Source organism: Halobellus litoreus, assembly GCF_024464595.1.
Taxonomy (GTDB): Archaea; Halobacteriota; Halobacteria; order Halobacteriales; family Haloferacaceae; genus Haloquadratum; species Haloquadratum litoreum.
In genome coordinates this window covers 582,812-599,270 of the sequence record NZ_JANHAW010000002.1, presented here as the reverse complement: position 1 = coordinate 599,270, position 16,459 = coordinate 582,812, and the positions used below count along the sequence as shown (strand labels likewise).

Genomic DNA, 16,459 nt, shown 5'->3' with positions numbered 1-16,459 from the left:
TGTACTTCGATTCTCCCGTCCCTCGCCACGGGAGTTATTAGAAGTGGACTCGGCGGGATTTGAACCCGCGGCCTTCCCCGTGCCAGGGGGATGATCTACCGCTGATCTACGAGCCCTCGTTCGCACTCGTCCGTATTCCGTTTTCGTTCTTAAGGGCTTCGACTTGCGGAACCGCGAGCACGGGTCGGAATCCTTTTCTTGCGGACGCTTGTGTGTTCCGGTGGGAACAGCACGGCCGCAAATCTGACTCGCCGCGCTCGCGCGGCTTGGGATTGCGGAAGTGCGATGCCGTCGACACCCGTCGGCGGCGTCACATCGCGTATTCTGCGGTCTGTGCCGTTCCAACCCGATAACAATGGCACGAATGCATACCCGCCGCCGTGGCTCGTCCGGTTCGGACAAGCCGGTGGCAGACGAACCCCCGGAGTGGAGCGACGTCGACCCCGACGACATCGAAGCGCGCGTCGTCGAACTCGCAGAACAGGGCTACGAGCCCAGCCAGATCGGCCTGAAGCTCCGCGACGAAGGCGTCAAGGGCGTTCCCGTCCCCGACGTCAAGGTCGCGACCGGCAAGAAGGTCACCACGATTCTCGACGAGAACGACGCCTCGCCGGAGCTCCCCGAAGACCTCCGGAACCTGATGCAGCGCGCCGTCGGCCTGCGTCGCCACGTCAACGAGAACCAGCAGGACATGCAGAACAAGCGCGCCCTGCAGAACACCGAATCGAAGATCCGTCGACTCGTCGACTACTACCGCGGTGACGAACTCGACGAGGACTTCACCTACACGTACGACGTCGCCGTCAAACTCCTCGAAGAGTAAGTCTCCCCATCGCTCCGATGTCATCCCAGCCCGACGCAACCGCTGACGCGAACGCCCCCGAAGAGAGTGTCGCAGCGGCGCTCTCCTCGGCCGCGTTCGCCCGCATCGTCGCCCACGCGGACGGCGACGCGCTGGCGGCCGCCGGGCTCCTCGCGCGCGCGCTCCGCGGCGTCGACGTTCCGTTCCAGGTTCGCGTCGCCTCGCTCGGCACCGACGTATCGACGGACAGCGACGATGGACTGCTGGTCGCAGTCGGTTCGGACCTGCCGGATGCGGACGTCACGATCGACGCGGAGGGTCGACCGGCGAGCCTCCGCGCACACGAGGTGGCGACGACGCTCGTCGGCGACCCCGGACGCGGCTCGGACGGGGTCATCGATCCGATCCTGGCGTTGGCCGGAACGGTCGCCGCCGGGGCGCACCCCGATTCGGTCGCTGCCCCGCTCGTCGAAACCGCGACCGACGCGGGTTCGATGGAGCGACGTGCGGGCGTTGCGATCCCCGTCGACGACGTCGTCGACGGACTCGCCCACTCGACGCTGGTACACGCGGCGTTTTCGGGCACCGAGGACGCTTCCAGGGCCGAACTCTCGTCGGTTTTGGAACCGGACTCGAACGCGCAGGACGAGGAGACGCGGCGCTCGATCGCCTCGCTCGTCGCGCTCGCCGTCGCCGGCGACGACGAGTCGACGCCGCGCGGTGCGACGGCGGTCGAACGGCTGCTTCGCCCGTACGCGACGCCCGACGGCCCGATGGCGACGCTCGGCGGTTTGGCCGACGTGCTGAACGCCGTCGCGGTCGAACGCCCGGGCGTCGGGGTCGCCCTCGCGCTCGGACACGGGGGACGGTCCGCCGCGCTCGACGCGTGGCGCGACCACGCGGCTGCGGTTCACCGCGCCGTCGATACGGCCCACACCGGCCGGTACGACGGCGTGTACGTCGTCCGCGCGGACGTCCGCGCCGAGGATATGGAGGGCGACAACGGCGGCGACGAGGGCGCCACGCTCGGCCGACTGCGGACGGTCGCTCGACTCGTCCGCGACTTCCGATCGCCGGAGCCGCTGGTCGCCGCACTCGACGATGGCCGCGCCGCGCTGTCCGCGCCCGAATCAGGTGCGGACGACGCCGCTGCGGCGCTCGCGTCGGAGTTCCCGACCGAGAGCGCGGCGTGGTCCGGCGGTCCGAGGCGGGCGATCGCCCGCTTCGATCCCGCGACGGAAGAAGCGGACGTGATCGCCGCGATCAGGGAGGCGTCGAAATGACTCGACGAGACGCGCACGGAGCGGCGGAGACCGACTCGGAGGCACGACGATGACGAACGACAGCACAGAGACGGAACCGAACGCGACGGACGCGGCTCGCGAGTGCGAGTCGCGGACGGCCCGCCTCAGGACGACCCACGCCGACGCCGAGACGGTGGCGGCGGCGGTTCGTCCGGACAACACCGACTCGATGGAGACGACCGTCGAGGGCGACACGCTCACGACGCGGATCTCCCGCGAGACGGTCGGCGGGTTGCAGTCCACGGTGGACGACACCGTGGTCAACCTGACGGTGGCAGACGCCATCGTCGACACGACACGGACACACATCTATGAGTGAACGATCAGTTTCGAAGCAGAAGAGCGGCAAGCGATGGTACACCCTCATCGCGCCGGAGCAGTTCGACCGGACCGAAATCGGTTCGACCTTCGCGGACGAACCCGAGAAGGTCGACGGTCGGACCGTCGAGGTGACCCTCGGCGACATCACCGGCGATCAGGGCGAGAACAACACGAAGCTCACCTTCAAGGTGAACGAGGTCACGAGCGACGCGGCCTACACCGAGTTTATCAAGCACGAACTCGCGCGCGACTACGTCCGCAGCCTCGTCCGCCGCGGGGCCTCGAAGGTCGACGTCGCGATCACGGTGCTGACGACGGACGACTACCGCGTCCAGCTCCAGCCCGTCGCTTTCACGACCAAGAAGGCCGACCGCAGCCAGGAGAAGGCGATCCGTCGGGTGATGATCGACCTCGTCGAGGAGGCCGCCGCCGAGCGGACCTTCGACGAACTCGTCGACAGCGTCATCGAGGGGCGGCTCTCCTCGGCCATCTACGGCGAAGCGAAGACGATCTACCCGCTCCGCCGGGTCGAGGTACAGAAGCTCACCCTCGAAGCGCGGCCCGAAGAGGTCGCCGCCGAGGAAGAGGCCGCCGTCGACGTCGACGAGGAAGACGTCGCGGTCGACGACGCCTGATTCGGTCCGCGGACGATTCGTTTTTTCGCCGATAGCCACCTCGGGAGCGACGCCGCTATCGAACCCGCGATCGCGGTAGCCGGGCTATTCCTCGACGACGATGGTCCCGACCATTCCCGCCTGCTCGTGCGGGATGCAGAAGTACTCGTACTCGCCGGGCACCTCGAAGGTGTGGGACCACGTCTCGCCGCTGTCGATGGCCCCGCCGAACTCCGAGGTGAAGGCGTCGCGGGCCTCCTGAGTCGTCTCGTAGCCGCCGCTGGCGAAGAACTCGGCGTCCTCGGGGATCCCCGAGCCGTAGGCGGTGACGGTGTGTCCGCGGGAACTCGTGTTCCGCCAGACGACCGTCTCCCCGACGGAGATGGTGAATTCGGGAGGGTCGAACGCGACGGCGGTCATCCCGACGTCGTAGTCGTCCTCCGCGCCCGATGCCGAACAGCCGGCCAGCCCCGTCGCTGCCGCCGCGCCGAGCCCGCCGAGGAGGCGCCGTCTGGAGAGTCGAGGGCCGTCCGACGCTCGCTGCCGTGTCATAGTTCACACTCGGGGTGCGAGCGCTAAATGTGGCGCGGTCCGGACGCGGCGGATACGCTGACCGGTGGCCGATCGGAGGCCGATTCCCGCCCCGGATGTAAAGAGGTAAACCCGTCCTCCGAGAGGGCGGAGGTATGAAACCGCGGTTCGTCGGTCGGGTGGGCCTCGCCGACGCGGTGACCGTCTCCAACGCCGCGCTCGGATTTCTCGCGGCAGTCGCCGCCACCGTCGACGTCGAACTCGCCGCGCGGCTCCTCCTCTTGGCCGCGATCGCGGACGCGCTCGACGGCGTGGTGGCGCGACGGCGCGGCGGGACGGACGTCGGGCCGTACCTCGACTCGTTGGCCGACGTGGCTTCCTTCGGCGTCGCGCCCGCGCTGTTGGTCTCGATGGCCGTGTCGACCTCGTGGGGGCTCACCGGGTGGCGCGGGCTACTCGCGCTGACCGGCGGCGCGCTCTTCGTCGCCGCCGCCGTCACCCGACTCGGACTCTACACCGCCTACGACAGCGACGCCGCCGAGACGGAGGGCGTCCAGACGACGCTCGCCGCGACGATCATCGGTGCGACCGTGCTCGCGGGGTTCACGAGTCCGATCGTCCTCGTCCCGCTGGTCTACCTGCTGACGGCGCTGATGCTCGCACCGATCACGTACCCGGACCTGCACGCGCAGGACGCGCTCGTGATGGGAATCGTCCAGGCGGCCGCGATCCTCCTCGGCGGCCGGATGGGCGAGCGGCTCGTCGGCGCCATCGGCGAGGGGTTCGCCTTCGGACTGCTGTTCCTCTCGCTCGCGTACCTCTTTCTCGGACCGCGGTTCTACTGGCGTCGGGACTGAGTAGTATCGGTCGTTCGCAGTCGGAAGACGGACGTCGGCGCGCTCACATCCCCATGTCCGCGGCGGCGTCGGGGACCGGCAGGTCGTGCGCCGAGACGCCGAGCAGTTCGGCGGCGTGGTCGAGCGCCATATCGAAGCCGTAGTACCGTTCGAGTTCGTCGCCGTCGGCGCGCGGCCGCACTTTCAGCATCGCGTACCCCTCGACGTTCTGTGCGATCGCCGCGGTTCCACCGTCGGCCCGGAACGTGAGCAGTCGCTCCGTCTCGGTCTCCTCGTACCGCGCGGTGATTCCGTTCGCGCTCGCCTCGCGTTCTCCCATACCCCTCGTTTGGGGTCGGGAAAGTCGAACCTACCGGTTCCGACTGGGGCTCGACGTGGTCCCGTCGTGGAGCGACCCGGACGGCGAACCGAAAGTGACGTGTCCGCTCGGCCCCTCCCGCCGACGATGGCGCGGTGGCTCCAGAGCGGGCGGCGACGGGATATGTGCGCACTGCTCTACGAGACGGGCGAACTCCGCGGACAGAAACTCAAGACGGCGCTCGAACGACACTACGAGACCCGGCTCGACCCGCAGTCGTTCTACGGCAGCCTCGACGCGCTCGTCGACCGCGGGTTCGTCGACTGCGAGACGGAGGGGATCCACGACGTGTACCGGCTCACGGAGGCCGGGATCGCGGGCGTCGAATCCCATCACGCGTGGCTCACCGCGCGGTTGGACGGGCGCGACGCCGACTGAAGGAAGCCCCGTCGACGGCGGGCTGTCGCCGCCGTCACGGGGGACGATTGCCGCCCGATCGCACATCCGTTCACGCCCGAACGGCGCTAACTCGTTCCGAACGAGCCGATTAGCAGCTCGTTCCGATCCAAACCGCGGTACCGACGCCGCACCGATCAACCCCACGAAGCTTTTTATCCCGCCCTCCGTAGGGGCTCACACTCCGAATGTCTCAGCAGGATGAACGCCCCCGAGTCGACCAAGCCGATCTCCAGTGGTGTCACGAATCGGTGCAGGGGGTGTCTCGTACCTTCGCGCTCACGGTGGACGTGCTCGACGAACCGATGTCGTCGTACATCTGTCTCGGGTATCTCGTCTGCCGGATCGCGGACACCGTCGAAGACGCCTCGCACATCCCGGCGACCGAACAGGCCGAACTGCTCCGGACCTACGACGCCGTTCTCGATCCCGAGGAGGAGACGCCCCCGGAGACGTTCGCGAACGACGTCGAACCGTACCTCCCCGACGACGCGGAGCTGACCGACGACTGGGCGGTCGTGCGCGACTCGCCGCGGGTCCTGCGGACGTTCCAGAGCCTCCCCGAGGACGTCCAGAACGCGGTCGTCCCGCCGGCGCGGGAGTTGGTTCAGGGAATGGCCGACTTCGTCGAGCGCTACGAGGACCACGGGGGGCTCCGGATCCAGACCCGCAGCGAACTCGAAGAGTACTGTTACTACGCCGCGGGGACGGTCGGGAACCTCATCACGAACCTCGTGACGCGGCACGACGTCGCGGCCGATCGCCGCCGCCGCCTATACGACACGGCCGAGGAGTTCGGCCTCCTCCTGCAGTTGGTCAACATCTCGAAGGACGTCTACGACGACTACACCACCGAGGACAACGTGTACCTCCCGGCGGAGTGGCTCCGCGAGGTCGGCGTCCCGCAGGAGGAAGTCATCGACGACAGCCACGAGGCGAGCGCCGCGTCGGTCGTCCGCCGGACGGCCGAGTTCGCCGGGTCCTTCATCGACGACGCCCAGACGTACCTGGAAACGGTGCCGCTCCGCGACGGCAACACCCTCGAAGCGTGGGCGATCCCGTTCCTCCTCGCCGTCGGAACGCTCCGCGAACTGCTCGCACGGCCCGAAGACGCGCTCTCCTCGAAAGGCGTGAAGATATCCAGACAGGAGGTGCTCGCCGTCGTCACCGAGATGAGCAACGGCGGCAGTCGGGACGCGCTCGACGAACTCCGGCGGGACATCGCGGCGGGTCCGTACCACGCGTCGCCGTCGAACGCCGACTGAGACGGGACGACGGTGGCCGGCGGGCCGGAGGACGGAATCGACGGCGTCGGGATCGGATCTGCGGCCGCGTGTTTTGGGAGGCTTTTTAGTCGTCGGATCGAAACGGACGCCTATGGGTACCGAAGAAGCACACGACGACCACGGACACCACCTTCCGGCCGTGGAGGACTGGCCCCGTGGGTTCGGTGAGGCGAGTTGGTGGCCGTTCGTCACCGCACTCGGTGCAGCGGGCGTCTACGTCGCGGCCGCGCTGTACATCCTCGGACGTGGCGACGGGGCGATCGTCAGCCCGATCGCCGGGCCGGCCGCGCTCGTGGCCACGATCGGAATCTTTCTGGTTGGACTGTACGGCTGGGTGTATCACGCCTTCGTAATCAAGTTCTGGGAGCGCGACGCCGACGCCAAGAGCGCGAACAAGCTCCGCTGGGGGATGCTCGCGTTCCTCGGATCCGAGCTCGCGACGTTCGGCGCACTGTTCGGTTATTACTTCTACATCCGCGCCGGCGACTGGGGCTCGATCTTCGTGGGAGTGCCGAACCTGACGACCTCGCTCGTCATCGGCAACACGCTCATCCTGATCCTCTCGTCGATCACGCTCCACTACGCACACGTGGCGATCCGGAACGACGACCGCACGAAGTTCATCGGCGGCCTCGCCGTGACGCTCCTCCTCGGCGTGATCTTCATCGGCGGACAGATCTACGAGTACTACGAGTTCATCATCCACGAGGGCTTCACGCTGACGTCGGGCTTCTTTGCCTCGGCGTTCTTCGGCCTCACCGGGCTCCACGGGCTCCACGTCAGCCTCGGTGCGGTGCTCATCGGGATCGTCTTCGTCCGGGCGCTGCTCGGGCAGTACTCCGCCGAACGGCACGTCTCCGTCAGCACAGCGTCGATGTACTGGCACTTCGTCGACGTCGTCTGGGTGTTCCTCGTCGTCGTGCTGTACGTCGGCGCGGAAGTCGGCGCGTAACTGCGGCGAACCGGTTCCGTTTCTCGCGGTGATTCGATGACAGCCGGAGACTCGCCCGCCGCGCGCCTCGCCGGACCGGCCGGAGCGGTCTTCACGAGTTCGACTATTCTGGCAGCGACGTTTCTCTCGCCGACCTTCTCGTGGACCGAGAGCGCTCTCTCTGACCTCGGGGTCGCCGCCGACCCGCTCGTCGCGCTGCTTTTCAACGGCGGCCTCGTCGGCGGCGCGGCGGTCGGGCTCGCGTACGCGCTCGCGCTTCACCCGCATTCGTCCCCTCTCGGCGTCGGCTACGCGCTCTCGCTGCTCGCGATGGCGCTCGTCGGCGTCTTTCCGGCCGGGACGGAGCCGCACTTCCCCGCCGCGATCGCCTTCTTCCTGCTCGCGACGGCGACGGTGACACTCGACGGCTGGCGGCGGCGCGCGTCTCCGACCGGTCGCGTGAGCCTTCTGCTCGCGGCTGGTCACGTCGCCGGATGGATACTGTGGTCGTACGGGATCCGCCCCGGCGACGGCTTCGCCCTGCCGGAACTCGGCGGCGTCGTGATGTTCGGCGCGTGGCTGCTGGTGCTCGCGCCGCCTTCACAGTCGTGGTGGCGTCGCGATCGTCGGTGAGCGCTCACACCGGCCCGCTCGTCGCGCTGCTGGTCGACCGCAGCCCGCGGAAACCGGACCAGTTTTCACAGCTGTCGTCCGACTGTCGGGTATGACCGACGAGGAGACCGACGACGAGCCGACAGTCCCGATCGTCTGTGAGGACTGCGGGACGACCTCGCGAGTGCCGCTGTCGGAACTCCGTGAGTCCATCGACACGCACAACGACCACCGTCACGACGGCGAGGAGATCGCCCAGGTCGACCCGGTGCTCGCCGACGCCCTGGCGGACGCCGTCGCCGACGACCTCGGACTGCTCGACGCCGAATAGCCCCCCGAGATCGCTACCCCGCGGCCGACCGTCTTTCAGGCCGCTTTTACCCACCGCCCGCCCAGAGACTCTATGCTCACGTTCATCGGTCTCGGGCTCTACGACGAGCGTTCGATCACCGTCGAGGGACGGGAGACGCTCGCCGACGTCGACCGCGCGTTCGCGGAGTTCTACACGAGTCACCTCGTCGGCGCGACCGTCGAGGACCTCTCGGCGGCGCACGGCGTCGACATCGAGGTCCGGGACCGCGCGGGCGTCGAACAGCACCCCGAGGCGATCCTCGACGCTGCCGAGGACGAGCACGTCGCCTTCCTCACCGCCGGCGACACGATGATCTCGACGACGCACGTCGACCTCCGACTCCGAGCGGTCGAGCGCGGCATCGAGACCCGCGTCGTGCACGGTGTCACGGCGCAGACCGCCGCCAGCGGCCTCACCGGGCTCCAGAACTACCGCTTCGGGAAGGCCGTCACGCTGCCGTTTCCCTACGCCCACGGGGCGGACGGCGTCCCCGAGAGCGTGGTCGACTCGATCGAGGCCAACCGCGAGCGCGGCCTCCACACCGTGGTCTACCTCGACATCAAGGCCGAGCGCGACGAGTATATGACCGCCGACGTCGCAGCCGAGATGCTCGCGGCGGACTGGGCGGACGCCCTCGGCGTCGCCGTCGCCCGCGCCGGAAGCCCGGACCCTACCGTCGCGGCCGACCGCCTCTCGGCGCTGGCCGACCGCGACTTCGGCGACCCGCTGCACCTGCTCGTGATCCCCGGCGACCTCCACCACCTCGAGTCCGACGCGCTCGCGACGCTGGGGGGCGCGCCGGACGACGTCCTGGCCGAAACCGAGCGGTGAGTCGTGGCGAGCGGCCGCGGGCCGATCTGCCGTTCCACCCATCCGGGGCCGCTACTTGCCCGCGGTGACCGGGTCGACGGCCGACTGCGGGGACAGGTGAGTGTCGCTGAACCCGGAGTCGAACTTGAGACCGTACCCGACGAGTCGATCCGCGCCGATGTGCCCCGCCCAGACGAGTGCGACCAGAACCGCGACATCGACCCCGAGCCAGAGACCGACCGCGCCGAGGCTGAGCGGGAGCGCGTAAGTGTGGGCAACGTTGTAGGAGAGGCTGCCGATTCGCGGGCCGGCCAGGTAGCCGAGCATCGCGACGTCGGGGGCGAGCGCGAGGAGCGCGAGGAGCCAGATCGGCCCGCCGAGCGCGACGTAGCCGACGAGGGCAGCACAGAGGACGGTCAACCCTTCGAGCCGAAGAAACGAATGAGGATGCATACGTCCCCTACGCTTCCCCGCGGGAAATATCAGCCGGTGACCTCGACGAGCGGTCCGGGCTCGGTTCCGTTCAGGCACCCGGCCGGTTCAGGCCGAGTTCGGCTTCGAGGTCGTACTCGTCCCCGGTCACCAGGAAGAGCACGTCCTCGATGATCGTCAGCAGCTCCGGCAGTTCGCGGACCACGAGGTAGGTGATCCCGATGAGGACCACGACCGCGAGCAGTTGGCTGATGATCCGATCCGAGATGAAAAACGAGACCATGTAGGGGTCCGAGGAGCCGAACAGCAGGAGAATCTCGTCGACGAACCACTGCATGTACTGCTTGCCGAACGTGATCGTGATGAACGTCGTCCGCAGGAGGTTCAGGGCGTAGATGATCGGCACCGCGACCGCCATCGCGCGGAGCTTCCGGCGGAGCGGCGCTTTCACGGCGCTGATCAGTCCGGCGAAGATGGCGATGCTCCCCAGCCCCGTGCACGCGAGGACGACCTCGACGGTCAGGCGGTGATCGCCGTCGAAGAAGAGGAAGGTGTTGTGGAACCCCTGGTCGCCGACGATCATCTCCGGGTGGTAGCCCAGGGCGTTCACCAGGAACGCCGTCTGGTCGGCGACGGTCTCCATCAGCACGCCGCGGGGCGCGGGAACGGCGAGGCCCAGGAGCGTGAACGCCGGAATCGTCTCGAAGGGGAGGTAGATCAGCCCCATCGCGGCGACCGCTCGCGAGAGGACGAACAGCGAGTCGCGGCCGCCCCACAGCAGATAGCCGGTGTACAGTGAGGCCGGGACGGCGGCGACAGAGAGGATCCCCTCGACGTAGCTCTTGTGGACGAACGCGAAGTGCGGGACCAGTTGCAACCAGAAGACGGCGAAGCCGATCCACGCGGCGACCGTGGCGTAGCGCGCGAACCGCTCGTTTCGGTCGATCGAGAGCGCTCCGACGGCGAACGTCAGGATGACGACCCACGCGAGTGCGTCGGAGAGCAAGCCGGGCATAGGCGACAGAACGAGGTTGACCAATAAATCCCTTGCCGTTCCGTGCGTCGCGGTCGACAGACCGCGCCGGTGGGACGCCGATCACGACGTCTCAGCACCCGGGGCCCGGGGAACGGCGTCCGACCGCTCAGGGTTCCAGGATCTCGATCTCGTGGCCGTCCTGGTCCGTCGTGAACGCGTACCGGTCGTCACAGGAGGCCGGGTCGCGGTAGTCCTCGGCGCCGCGTTCCAGCAGCGTCTCCCAGTAGTCGTGGAGGTCGTCGGCGCGCACGCAGAGGTGCCCCCAGGCGTCGCCCATCGTGTACGAGCGGCCGTCGTAGTTGTACGTGAGTTCGACGGTCATCGCGGCGTCCGAGGCGCCCTCGGGCTTCATAAAGTAGTTCGCGAACGTGTCGGACTCCCAGCGACGGGGCTGCTCGTACTCGAACTTCCGGGTCCAGAAGCCGATCGCCTCGTCGGCGTCCTCGACGCGGATCATCGTGTGATCGAGGCTCCACGTCGGCAGGTCGGGGTCGCGCTGGACGATCTCGACCTCGTGGCCGTCGGGGTCCGTCACGAACGCGTAGCGACCGCCGCAGGACTCTGGGTCGCGGTAGTCCTCGACGCCCTCGTCCATCAACTGCTCGTAGTGGGATTCGAGTTCGCCCTCGGGGACGCGGACGGCGATGTGGCCCCAGGCGTCGCCCATCTCGTAGGTCCGGTCGTCGTGGTTGTACGTGAGTTCGAGCATCGCGCCCTCCTCGTGCATCTCCTCGGGGCCGAGGTAGACGTTGGTGAAGGTGTCGGCCTCCCAGCGGCCCTTCTCCTCGTAGTTCAGATGCGTCGTGTACCACTCAAGCGATTCTTCGAGGTCTTCGACGCGCACCATTACGTGATCGAGTACTCCGGACATATCCGAGGGGTCGGTCGCCGCAATCAAAAAGGGTGCTGAAGCGAGGACGATCACGGTTCGGAATCGTGGTCGGTCGGGTCAGTCCTCCGGATCGAAGGACGCGCGAACCGCCGGCCAGTAGCACCACCACGCGACCGACAGCAGCGCGAGCGCGCCGACCGGCCACGCCGTGCGGGTGGGCTGGAGGGAGAATCCCCACGCCAGTTGCAGTTGGGCGACCGCCGCGACCGCCAACAGGCCGCCGGTGACCCGCGGATCTTCCCACCCGACCAGCCACCCGGAGACGGCGCTCACGAGCGCCCCTCCGTACAGGACGGTCGAGAGCGGCCACGCGAGGATGTACTCCGGCAACCCGCGCGTGTACACGAAGAGAAACTCGTAGAGCGTCGTCACCGACGGCGGGTTCGTGTTGAGCAGCCCCCACGCGAACACGAAGGTCGCGTCGCGGCCGGAGAACACCTGGACCGACCAGGGAACGAAAAGCAGCGCGAGCAGCAGGAGGACGGTTCCGACGGTCGAATGCGCCCCGGGAGCGACGCGGGCGAACCGGGCCTCGACGCGGGCGTCGGTGTCCGCGGCGCCGGGAGTGCCACTCTCGTCGGTCCCGGCGTCGTCGCCGCGAGCGTCCCTCCCGTCGGCCCCGACGTCGCCGCCGGCGTCACTTCCGGGCGACGACACGGAGGACGTCCTCGTCCTGAAGTTCGTGATCGCGGCCGACCTGCTGTTCGTCGTGTTTCGCGCTCGGACCGGTGACGCGGGCGAACCGGAACCGCTCGTCCAGCGTCCCGCCGAGTTTGTCGAGGGCGTCGTCGACGGTGTTCTCGCCCTCCATCAGCACCAGCGGTTCGTCGTAGTCGACGCCCCGGCCCGGCTTGTCCATATACACCCGGATGAGCCCCAGCGCGTCCCAGAGTTCCTCCTTCAGCGCGTCGAGGCCCTTCTCGGCCTCGGCGCTGATGAAGATGGCGTCGTCGGGGTCGACCCCGACCTCGCGGAGGTCCTCCTCGACCGTCGGGAGGTAGTCGCGGTCGATGAGGTCCGCCTTGTTGACGGCGACGATCGACGGCAGGTAGACGCGGTTGTCCATGATGCCGTCGATGAGTTCGTCGATCGTGATGTCGCCGCGGACGGTCACGTCGGCGTTGACGTAGCCGTGCTCGCGGAGGACGCCGGCGATCGTGTCCTCGTCGAGGTCGACGTCGTCGGCGGTCGTCACCTGGATGCCGCCCTTCCCGCGCTTGGAGATAGTGACGTTCGGCGGCGACGCGTCCAGGCGGATCTTGTTGTTGTACAACTCCTGGCTCAGCCGCTCGTAGCGGTCGATCTCGAACACCGAGAGGAGAAAGACGACTAGGTCCGCGGTCCGGACGACGGAGAGAACTTCCTTGCCGCCGCCGCGGCCGCCTGCCGCGCCCTCGATGAGGCCCGGCACGTCGAGGATCTGGATGTTCGCGCCGTTGTGTTTGAGCATCCCCGGATTGACGTCGAGCGTCGTGAACTCGTACTCGCCGACCTCGCTGTCGGCGTTGGTGAGCGCGTTGATCAGCGTCGACTTGCCGACGCTCGGAAAGCCGACGAGGGCGACGGTCACGTCGCCGGTTTTCTCGACCGCGTAACCGTGACCGCCGCCGCTTCCGGACTGGTTTTCGAGTTTCTCTTTCTTCTCCGCGAGCTTCGCCTTCAGCCGACCGATGTGCGCCTCGGTCGACTTGTTGTACGGCGTCTCGGCGATCTCCTCGCGGATCTCTTCGATCTCTTCCTCCAGTCCCATCGTGTTACCGTTCGGCCATCTGCGTCGAAAAACCTGTTCTTTCCGAGCGGGTCCGACGGGTCGCGCCCGCCCCGTTCTCTGGAACGGGGTGAAAATCGAAGCCCTTTGTACGTCTCGGGACGTAAGGCCGGTAATGGACGCAGAACCGGGGCTCTCGGAGCAGTATCGAATGGCGAGTCCGTGGCCGGTGTTCATCGCACTCGGCATCCCGATCGCCGAACTCGGCATCCTCTTCGGCCTGCTCCCGCTCGCGGTCGGGGGGCTCCTCCTCTTCGGCGGGAGCGTCGCCGGGATGGCCACGGAGTCGGGCTACGCCCGGACGCCGTGGCGCGGGCTGATCGGCGTTTCCGCGCCGCTCGCGGTGCTCGGGCTGGCGTTTATGTTCACCCGCATCGGGCTCCCGAACCGCGGGCTGGCGATCGTCGCGGCGGCCGCGATCCTCGTCGCTGCCGGCGTCGCCGGCACGCTGTTCAGCCCTACCCGAGAGCCGTCTTACTGACGCGGTGACGTCGGCCTCCCGGCCGCAAACCAACAACCTATTTGATTCTCCACCGGAAGAGGCAGGTATGGCGAACAAGATCTTCGATCGGGACACGCTGTTGGACCTCACGGTCAACGTCGTCCCCCTGTTCATCATCGCGTTCTTCGTCGTCGCGTTCGCGGTGATCGCCCCGTTCGGCATCGACCCGCTCGCGTCGGCGATCCAGTTCGGACTGCTGGCCGTGCCGTTCGTGCTGCTCGCGATCCTGACGTATTTCGCCGGCCGAGCGGTCGCCGGCAGCGAGCAGTCGGGCGAGGTCTATCTCCCGGGACAGGCTGGCGTCAGAGGTGCCAAGCCGCTCGAAGAGGACGAGGCGCCGGCGGCGGTCGACCCCGACGCCGACGAGGCTGATTCCGCGGCCATCGAGGGCGAGACGGGCGACGAAACCGACGACGGTGCGGACGACGCCGACGCCGCTTCGGACTCGGACGGCGAAGACGCCTGATCGGCGGCGGCAGCGCCATCGTTTCTGGCATTCTCTCTCGAACGATACGTCGTATGAGCGGTGCCGTATCTCACTTCCGGGACCCGCGACCGGCCGCGCCGTCCCGAACCTTTCATTACCGTTCGTTCCTCAGAGTTGCCTATGGAGGTCAACGGACAGTTAGCACTGACGGTGCTTATGGGGCTCTTCCTCATCGCCGTCGCCGCGTGGCTCGCGCGGGTCGAAAACTGGCGCTCGTACACCCCCGTCGCGGGTGGCGGTGCCTTCGGGCAGAAGGAAAGCTACGGTTCCGAAGAGAAGCCGTCCGGCGTCATTCGGTGGCTGACGACGGTCGACCACAAGGACATCGGCATCCTCTACGGCGCGTACGGACTCATCGCGTTCGCCGTCGGTGGACTGATGGTCGTCGTGATGCGGATCGAACTCATCGATCCCGGGATGTCGCTCATCTCGAACACGTTCTACAACTCGCTACTGACGAGTCACGGCATCACGATGCTGTTCCTCTTCGGGACGCCGATCATCGCGGCGTTCGCGAACTACCTCGTCCCCCTGCTGATCGGGGCCGACGATATGGCGTTCCCGCGGATCAACGCCATCGCGTTCTGGCTGCTCCCGCCCGCCGCGCTGCTCATCTGGGCGGGCTTCTTCCCGCTGCCGGACGTCATCCCGGCCCAGACGGCCTGGACGATGTACACGCCGCTGTCGACCGGCGCGGGTGCGGGTAACCAGGCCAACGCCGGTGTCGACCTGATGCTCCTCGGACTACACCTCTCGGGCGTCTCCGCGACGATGGGATCGATCAACTTCATCGCGACCATCTTCACCGAGCGCGGCGAGGACGTCTCCTGGGCGAACCTCGACATCTTCTCGTGGACGATCCTCACCCAGTCGGGGCTCATCCTGTTCGCGTTCCCGCTCCTGGGCAGCGCGATCGTGATGCTGCTGTTCGACCGCAACTTCGGAACGACGTTCTTCTCCGGCGAGGGCGGCGCGATCCTCTGGCAACACCTGTTCTGGTTCTTCGGTCACCCCGAAGTCTACATCCTCGTGCTGCCGCCGATGGGGATCGTCAGCTACGTGATCCCGCGGTTCTCGGGGCGTCGGCTGTTCGGGTTCAAGTTCGTCGTCTACTCCACGCTCGCGATCGGCGTGCTCTCCTTCGGCGTCTGGGCGCACCACATGTTCGCGACGGGGATGGACCCGCGGCTCCGCGCCTCGTTCATGGCCGTCTCGCTCGCGATCGCGATACCGAGCGCGGTGAAGACGTTCAACTGGATCACGACGATGTGGAACGGTCGGGTTCGGCTCACGACTCCGATGCTGTTCTCGGTCGGGTTCGTCTCGAACTTCATCATCGGGGGCGTCACCGGCGTCTTCCTCGCGTCGATCCCGATCGACCTCGTGCTGCACGACACCTACTACGTCGTCGGGCACTTCCACTACGTCGTGATGGGCGCGATCGCCTTCGCCGGGTTCTCGGGACTCTACTACTGGTTCCCGCTGTACACCGGTCGGATGTACCAGAAGACCCTCGGGAAGGCGCACTTCTGGCTGTCGATGATCGGGACGAACATCACGTTCTTCGCGATGATCCTGCTCGGGTACGGCGGGATGCCGCGCCGGTACGCGACGTTCCTCCCGCAGTTCGCGACGCTGCACCAGCTCGCGACCCTGGGCGCGCTGATACTGCTCGTCGGGCAGATCATCTTCGTCTGGAACTTCGTCCAGTCGTGGCTCGAGGGTCCGGAGATCGACGACGGCGACCCGTGGAACCTCCGGCAGTCCGGCCTCTACACCGCCGAGTGGGACTGGTTCGACCAGAAGCAGCAGACGGCGATCGCCGACGGCGGTGAGGCGGACGACGAGGCAGCGCTGACGGACGGCGGCCACGTCGACGACGCGGACGACGCCGCGTCCGACACGTAACTGGCGCAGGAACCGCCTCTTTTCGACGCTTTCGACGTTTTTGACGGCACTATCGCGGAGAGTCGATCCGGTCTGAGCCGACGGCCACGTTCAGCCCGAACCGCGGCGATCGATCGCCGCCGACTCCCGACGATCGTCGACGGGATCAGAACGCGAGAAAGAGTCCGGTGGCGAACATCAGGATCGCGATTGCTCCGAGAACGACTCCGAGCAGGTCTCCATCACTCATACACGTGATTCGTGGCGCGTGCTCAAAGGTG

The 16,459-nt window shown here is 67.5% G+C and carries 21 protein-coding genes and 1 tRNA gene; 14 read left to right on the top strand and 8 right to left on the bottom strand.

The features are described 5' to 3' along the window. Nucleotides 1-44 precede the first annotated feature (44 nt). Nucleotides 45-116, bottom strand: a tRNA-Ala gene (locus tag NO360_RS10560). Nucleotides 117-355: 239 nt separating this feature from the next. On the opposite strand from NO360_RS10560, the gene NO360_RS10555 reads away from it, so the two are divergent. From NO360_RS10555 to NO360_RS10540, 4 genes are read left to right on the top strand one after another with little or no spacing between them, the layout of a single operon-like run. Beyond that, nucleotides 356-823: a 30S ribosomal protein S15 gene (locus NO360_RS10555; RefSeq protein WP_256307769.1), complete on the top strand. Its 468-nt coding sequence runs from the start codon at nucleotides 356-358 to the stop codon at nucleotides 821-823. A 17-nt stretch (nucleotides 824-840) separates the two neighbouring features. Beyond that, nucleotides 841-2,085 carry a hypothetical protein gene (locus NO360_RS10550; RefSeq protein ID WP_256307767.1) on the top strand — a complete coding sequence of 415 codons (1,245 nt, stop codon included), beginning with the start codon at nucleotides 841-843 and terminating at the stop codon, nucleotides 2,083-2,085. Between the two features lie 49 nt (nucleotides 2,086-2,134). Next, nucleotides 2,135-2,425: a KEOPS complex subunit Pcc1 gene (locus tag NO360_RS10545; protein WP_256307766.1), complete on the top strand. Its 291-nt coding sequence runs from the start codon at nucleotides 2,135-2,137 to the stop codon at nucleotides 2,423-2,425. After that, nucleotides 2,418-3,062 carry a 30S ribosomal protein S3ae gene (locus NO360_RS10540; RefSeq protein WP_256307765.1) on the top strand — a complete coding sequence of 215 codons (645 nt, stop codon included), beginning with the start codon at nucleotides 2,418-2,420 and terminating at the stop codon, nucleotides 3,060-3,062. Before NO360_RS10545 ends, NO360_RS10540 begins: the two co-directional genes overlap by 8 nt. 84 nt (nucleotides 3,063-3,146) lie before the next feature. Here NO360_RS10540 and NO360_RS10535 read toward each other — a convergent pair whose 3' ends face one another. Continuing rightward, entirely contained in the window at nucleotides 3,147-3,593 is a 447-nt protein-coding gene (locus tag NO360_RS10535) for a cupredoxin domain-containing protein (RefSeq protein WP_256307764.1), read from the bottom strand. Nucleotides 3,594-3,727: 134 nt separating this feature from the next. Between NO360_RS10535 and NO360_RS10530 the strand changes: the two genes are divergently transcribed. Then, nucleotides 3,728-4,429 carry a protein sorting system archaetidylserine synthase gene (locus tag NO360_RS10530; protein WP_256307763.1) on the top strand — a complete coding sequence of 234 codons (702 nt, stop codon included), beginning with the start codon at nucleotides 3,728-3,730 and terminating at the stop codon, nucleotides 4,427-4,429. Between the two features lie 43 nt (nucleotides 4,430-4,472). On the opposite strand, the gene NO360_RS10525 is transcribed toward NO360_RS10530, so the two are convergent. Next, the gene (locus NO360_RS10525) at nucleotides 4,473-4,748 is read right to left on the bottom strand and encodes a DUF7111 family protein (protein ID WP_256307762.1); all 276 of its coding nucleotides are present in this window, start codon (nucleotides 4,746-4,748) and stop codon (nucleotides 4,473-4,475) included. 126 nt (nucleotides 4,749-4,874) lie between these two features. Here NO360_RS10525 and NO360_RS10520 point away from each other — a divergent pair, with 126 nt between their 5' ends. The 6 genes from NO360_RS10520 (at nucleotide 4,875) to dph5 (ending at nucleotide 9,195) form a co-directional block, all read left to right on the top strand. Beyond that, on the top strand, nucleotides 4,875-5,165 hold the full coding sequence (locus NO360_RS10520; RefSeq protein WP_256307761.1) for a PadR family transcriptional regulator: 291 nt from the start codon (nucleotides 4,875-4,877) through the stop codon (nucleotides 5,163-5,165). Between the two features lie 206 nt (nucleotides 5,166-5,371). Then, nucleotides 5,372-6,448, top strand: coding sequence for a phytoene/squalene synthase family protein (locus NO360_RS10515; RefSeq protein ID WP_256307760.1), 1,077 nt, complete (start codon nucleotides 5,372-5,374; stop codon nucleotides 6,446-6,448). A 112-nt stretch (nucleotides 6,449-6,560) separates the two neighbouring features. Further along, the gene (locus tag NO360_RS10510; RefSeq protein ID WP_256307759.1) at nucleotides 6,561-7,421 is read left to right on the top strand and encodes a cytochrome c oxidase subunit 3; all 861 of its coding nucleotides are present in this window, start codon (nucleotides 6,561-6,563) and stop codon (nucleotides 7,419-7,421) included. A gap of 36 nt (nucleotides 7,422-7,457) precedes the next feature. Continuing rightward, nucleotides 7,458-8,033, top strand: a complete 576-nt coding sequence (locus NO360_RS10505) for a DUF998 domain-containing protein (RefSeq protein ID WP_256307758.1) — start codon at nucleotides 7,458-7,460, stop codon at nucleotides 8,031-8,033. A 91-nt stretch (nucleotides 8,034-8,124) separates the two neighbouring features. Further along, a complete protein-coding gene (locus tag NO360_RS10500) occupies nucleotides 8,125-8,343 on the top strand; it encodes a DUF8149 family protein (RefSeq protein ID WP_103991785.1) in 219 nt (72 codons plus the stop codon). A gap of 72 nt (nucleotides 8,344-8,415) precedes the next feature. Continuing rightward, the gene (gene dph5, locus NO360_RS10495) at nucleotides 8,416-9,195 is read left to right on the top strand and encodes a diphthine synthase (RefSeq protein WP_256307756.1); all 780 of its coding nucleotides are present in this window, start codon (nucleotides 8,416-8,418) and stop codon (nucleotides 9,193-9,195) included. A gap of 51 nt (nucleotides 9,196-9,246) precedes the next feature. Here dph5 and NO360_RS10490 read toward each other — a convergent pair whose 3' ends face one another. The 5 genes from NO360_RS10490 to NO360_RS10470 all read right to left on the bottom strand — a co-directional run bounded on the left by NO360_RS10490 (nucleotide 9,247) and on the right by NO360_RS10470 (nucleotide 13,284). After that, nucleotides 9,247-9,627 carry a DUF4260 domain-containing protein gene (locus NO360_RS10490; RefSeq protein WP_256307755.1) on the bottom strand — a complete coding sequence of 127 codons (381 nt, stop codon included), beginning with the start codon at nucleotides 9,625-9,627 and terminating at the stop codon, nucleotides 9,247-9,249. Between the two features lie 70 nt (nucleotides 9,628-9,697). Then, nucleotides 9,698-10,621: an archaeosortase A gene (gene artA / locus NO360_RS10485; RefSeq protein WP_256307754.1), complete on the bottom strand. Its 924-nt coding sequence runs from the start codon at nucleotides 10,619-10,621 to the stop codon at nucleotides 9,698-9,700. Between the two features lie 127 nt (nucleotides 10,622-10,748). Next, complete coding sequence (locus NO360_RS10480; RefSeq protein WP_256307753.1) at nucleotides 10,749-11,513, bottom strand: VOC family protein; 765 nt, start codon at nucleotides 11,511-11,513, stop codon at nucleotides 10,749-10,751. 78 nt (nucleotides 11,514-11,591) lie between these two features. After that, nucleotides 11,592-12,191 carry a TIGR04206 family protein gene (locus tag NO360_RS10475; RefSeq protein ID WP_345780192.1) on the bottom strand — a complete coding sequence of 200 codons (600 nt, stop codon included), beginning with the start codon at nucleotides 12,189-12,191 and terminating at the stop codon, nucleotides 11,592-11,594. Beyond that, nucleotides 12,172-13,284: an OBG GTPase family GTP-binding protein gene (locus NO360_RS10470; protein ID WP_256307752.1), complete on the bottom strand. Its 1,113-nt coding sequence runs from the start codon at nucleotides 13,282-13,284 to the stop codon at nucleotides 12,172-12,174. The genes NO360_RS10475 and NO360_RS10470 overlap by 20 nt, the downstream gene beginning before the upstream one ends. 133 nt (nucleotides 13,285-13,417) lie before the next feature. Here NO360_RS10470 and NO360_RS10465 point away from each other — a divergent pair, with 133 nt between their 5' ends. The 3 genes from NO360_RS10465 (at nucleotide 13,418) to NO360_RS10455 (ending at nucleotide 16,199) form a co-directional block, all read left to right on the top strand. Next, on the top strand, nucleotides 13,418-13,783 hold the full coding sequence (locus NO360_RS10465; protein ID WP_256307751.1) for a DUF7541 family protein: 366 nt from the start codon (nucleotides 13,418-13,420) through the stop codon (nucleotides 13,781-13,783). A 67-nt stretch (nucleotides 13,784-13,850) separates the two neighbouring features. Beyond that, on the top strand, nucleotides 13,851-14,270 hold the full coding sequence (locus NO360_RS10460; RefSeq protein ID WP_256307750.1) for a DUF6684 family protein: 420 nt from the start codon (nucleotides 13,851-13,853) through the stop codon (nucleotides 14,268-14,270). 177 nt (nucleotides 14,271-14,447) lie between these two features. After that, entirely contained in the window at nucleotides 14,448-16,199 is a 1,752-nt protein-coding gene (locus NO360_RS10455) for a cbb3-type cytochrome c oxidase subunit I (RefSeq protein ID WP_256308521.1), read from the top strand. Nucleotides 16,200-16,459: the final 260 nt, after the last annotated feature.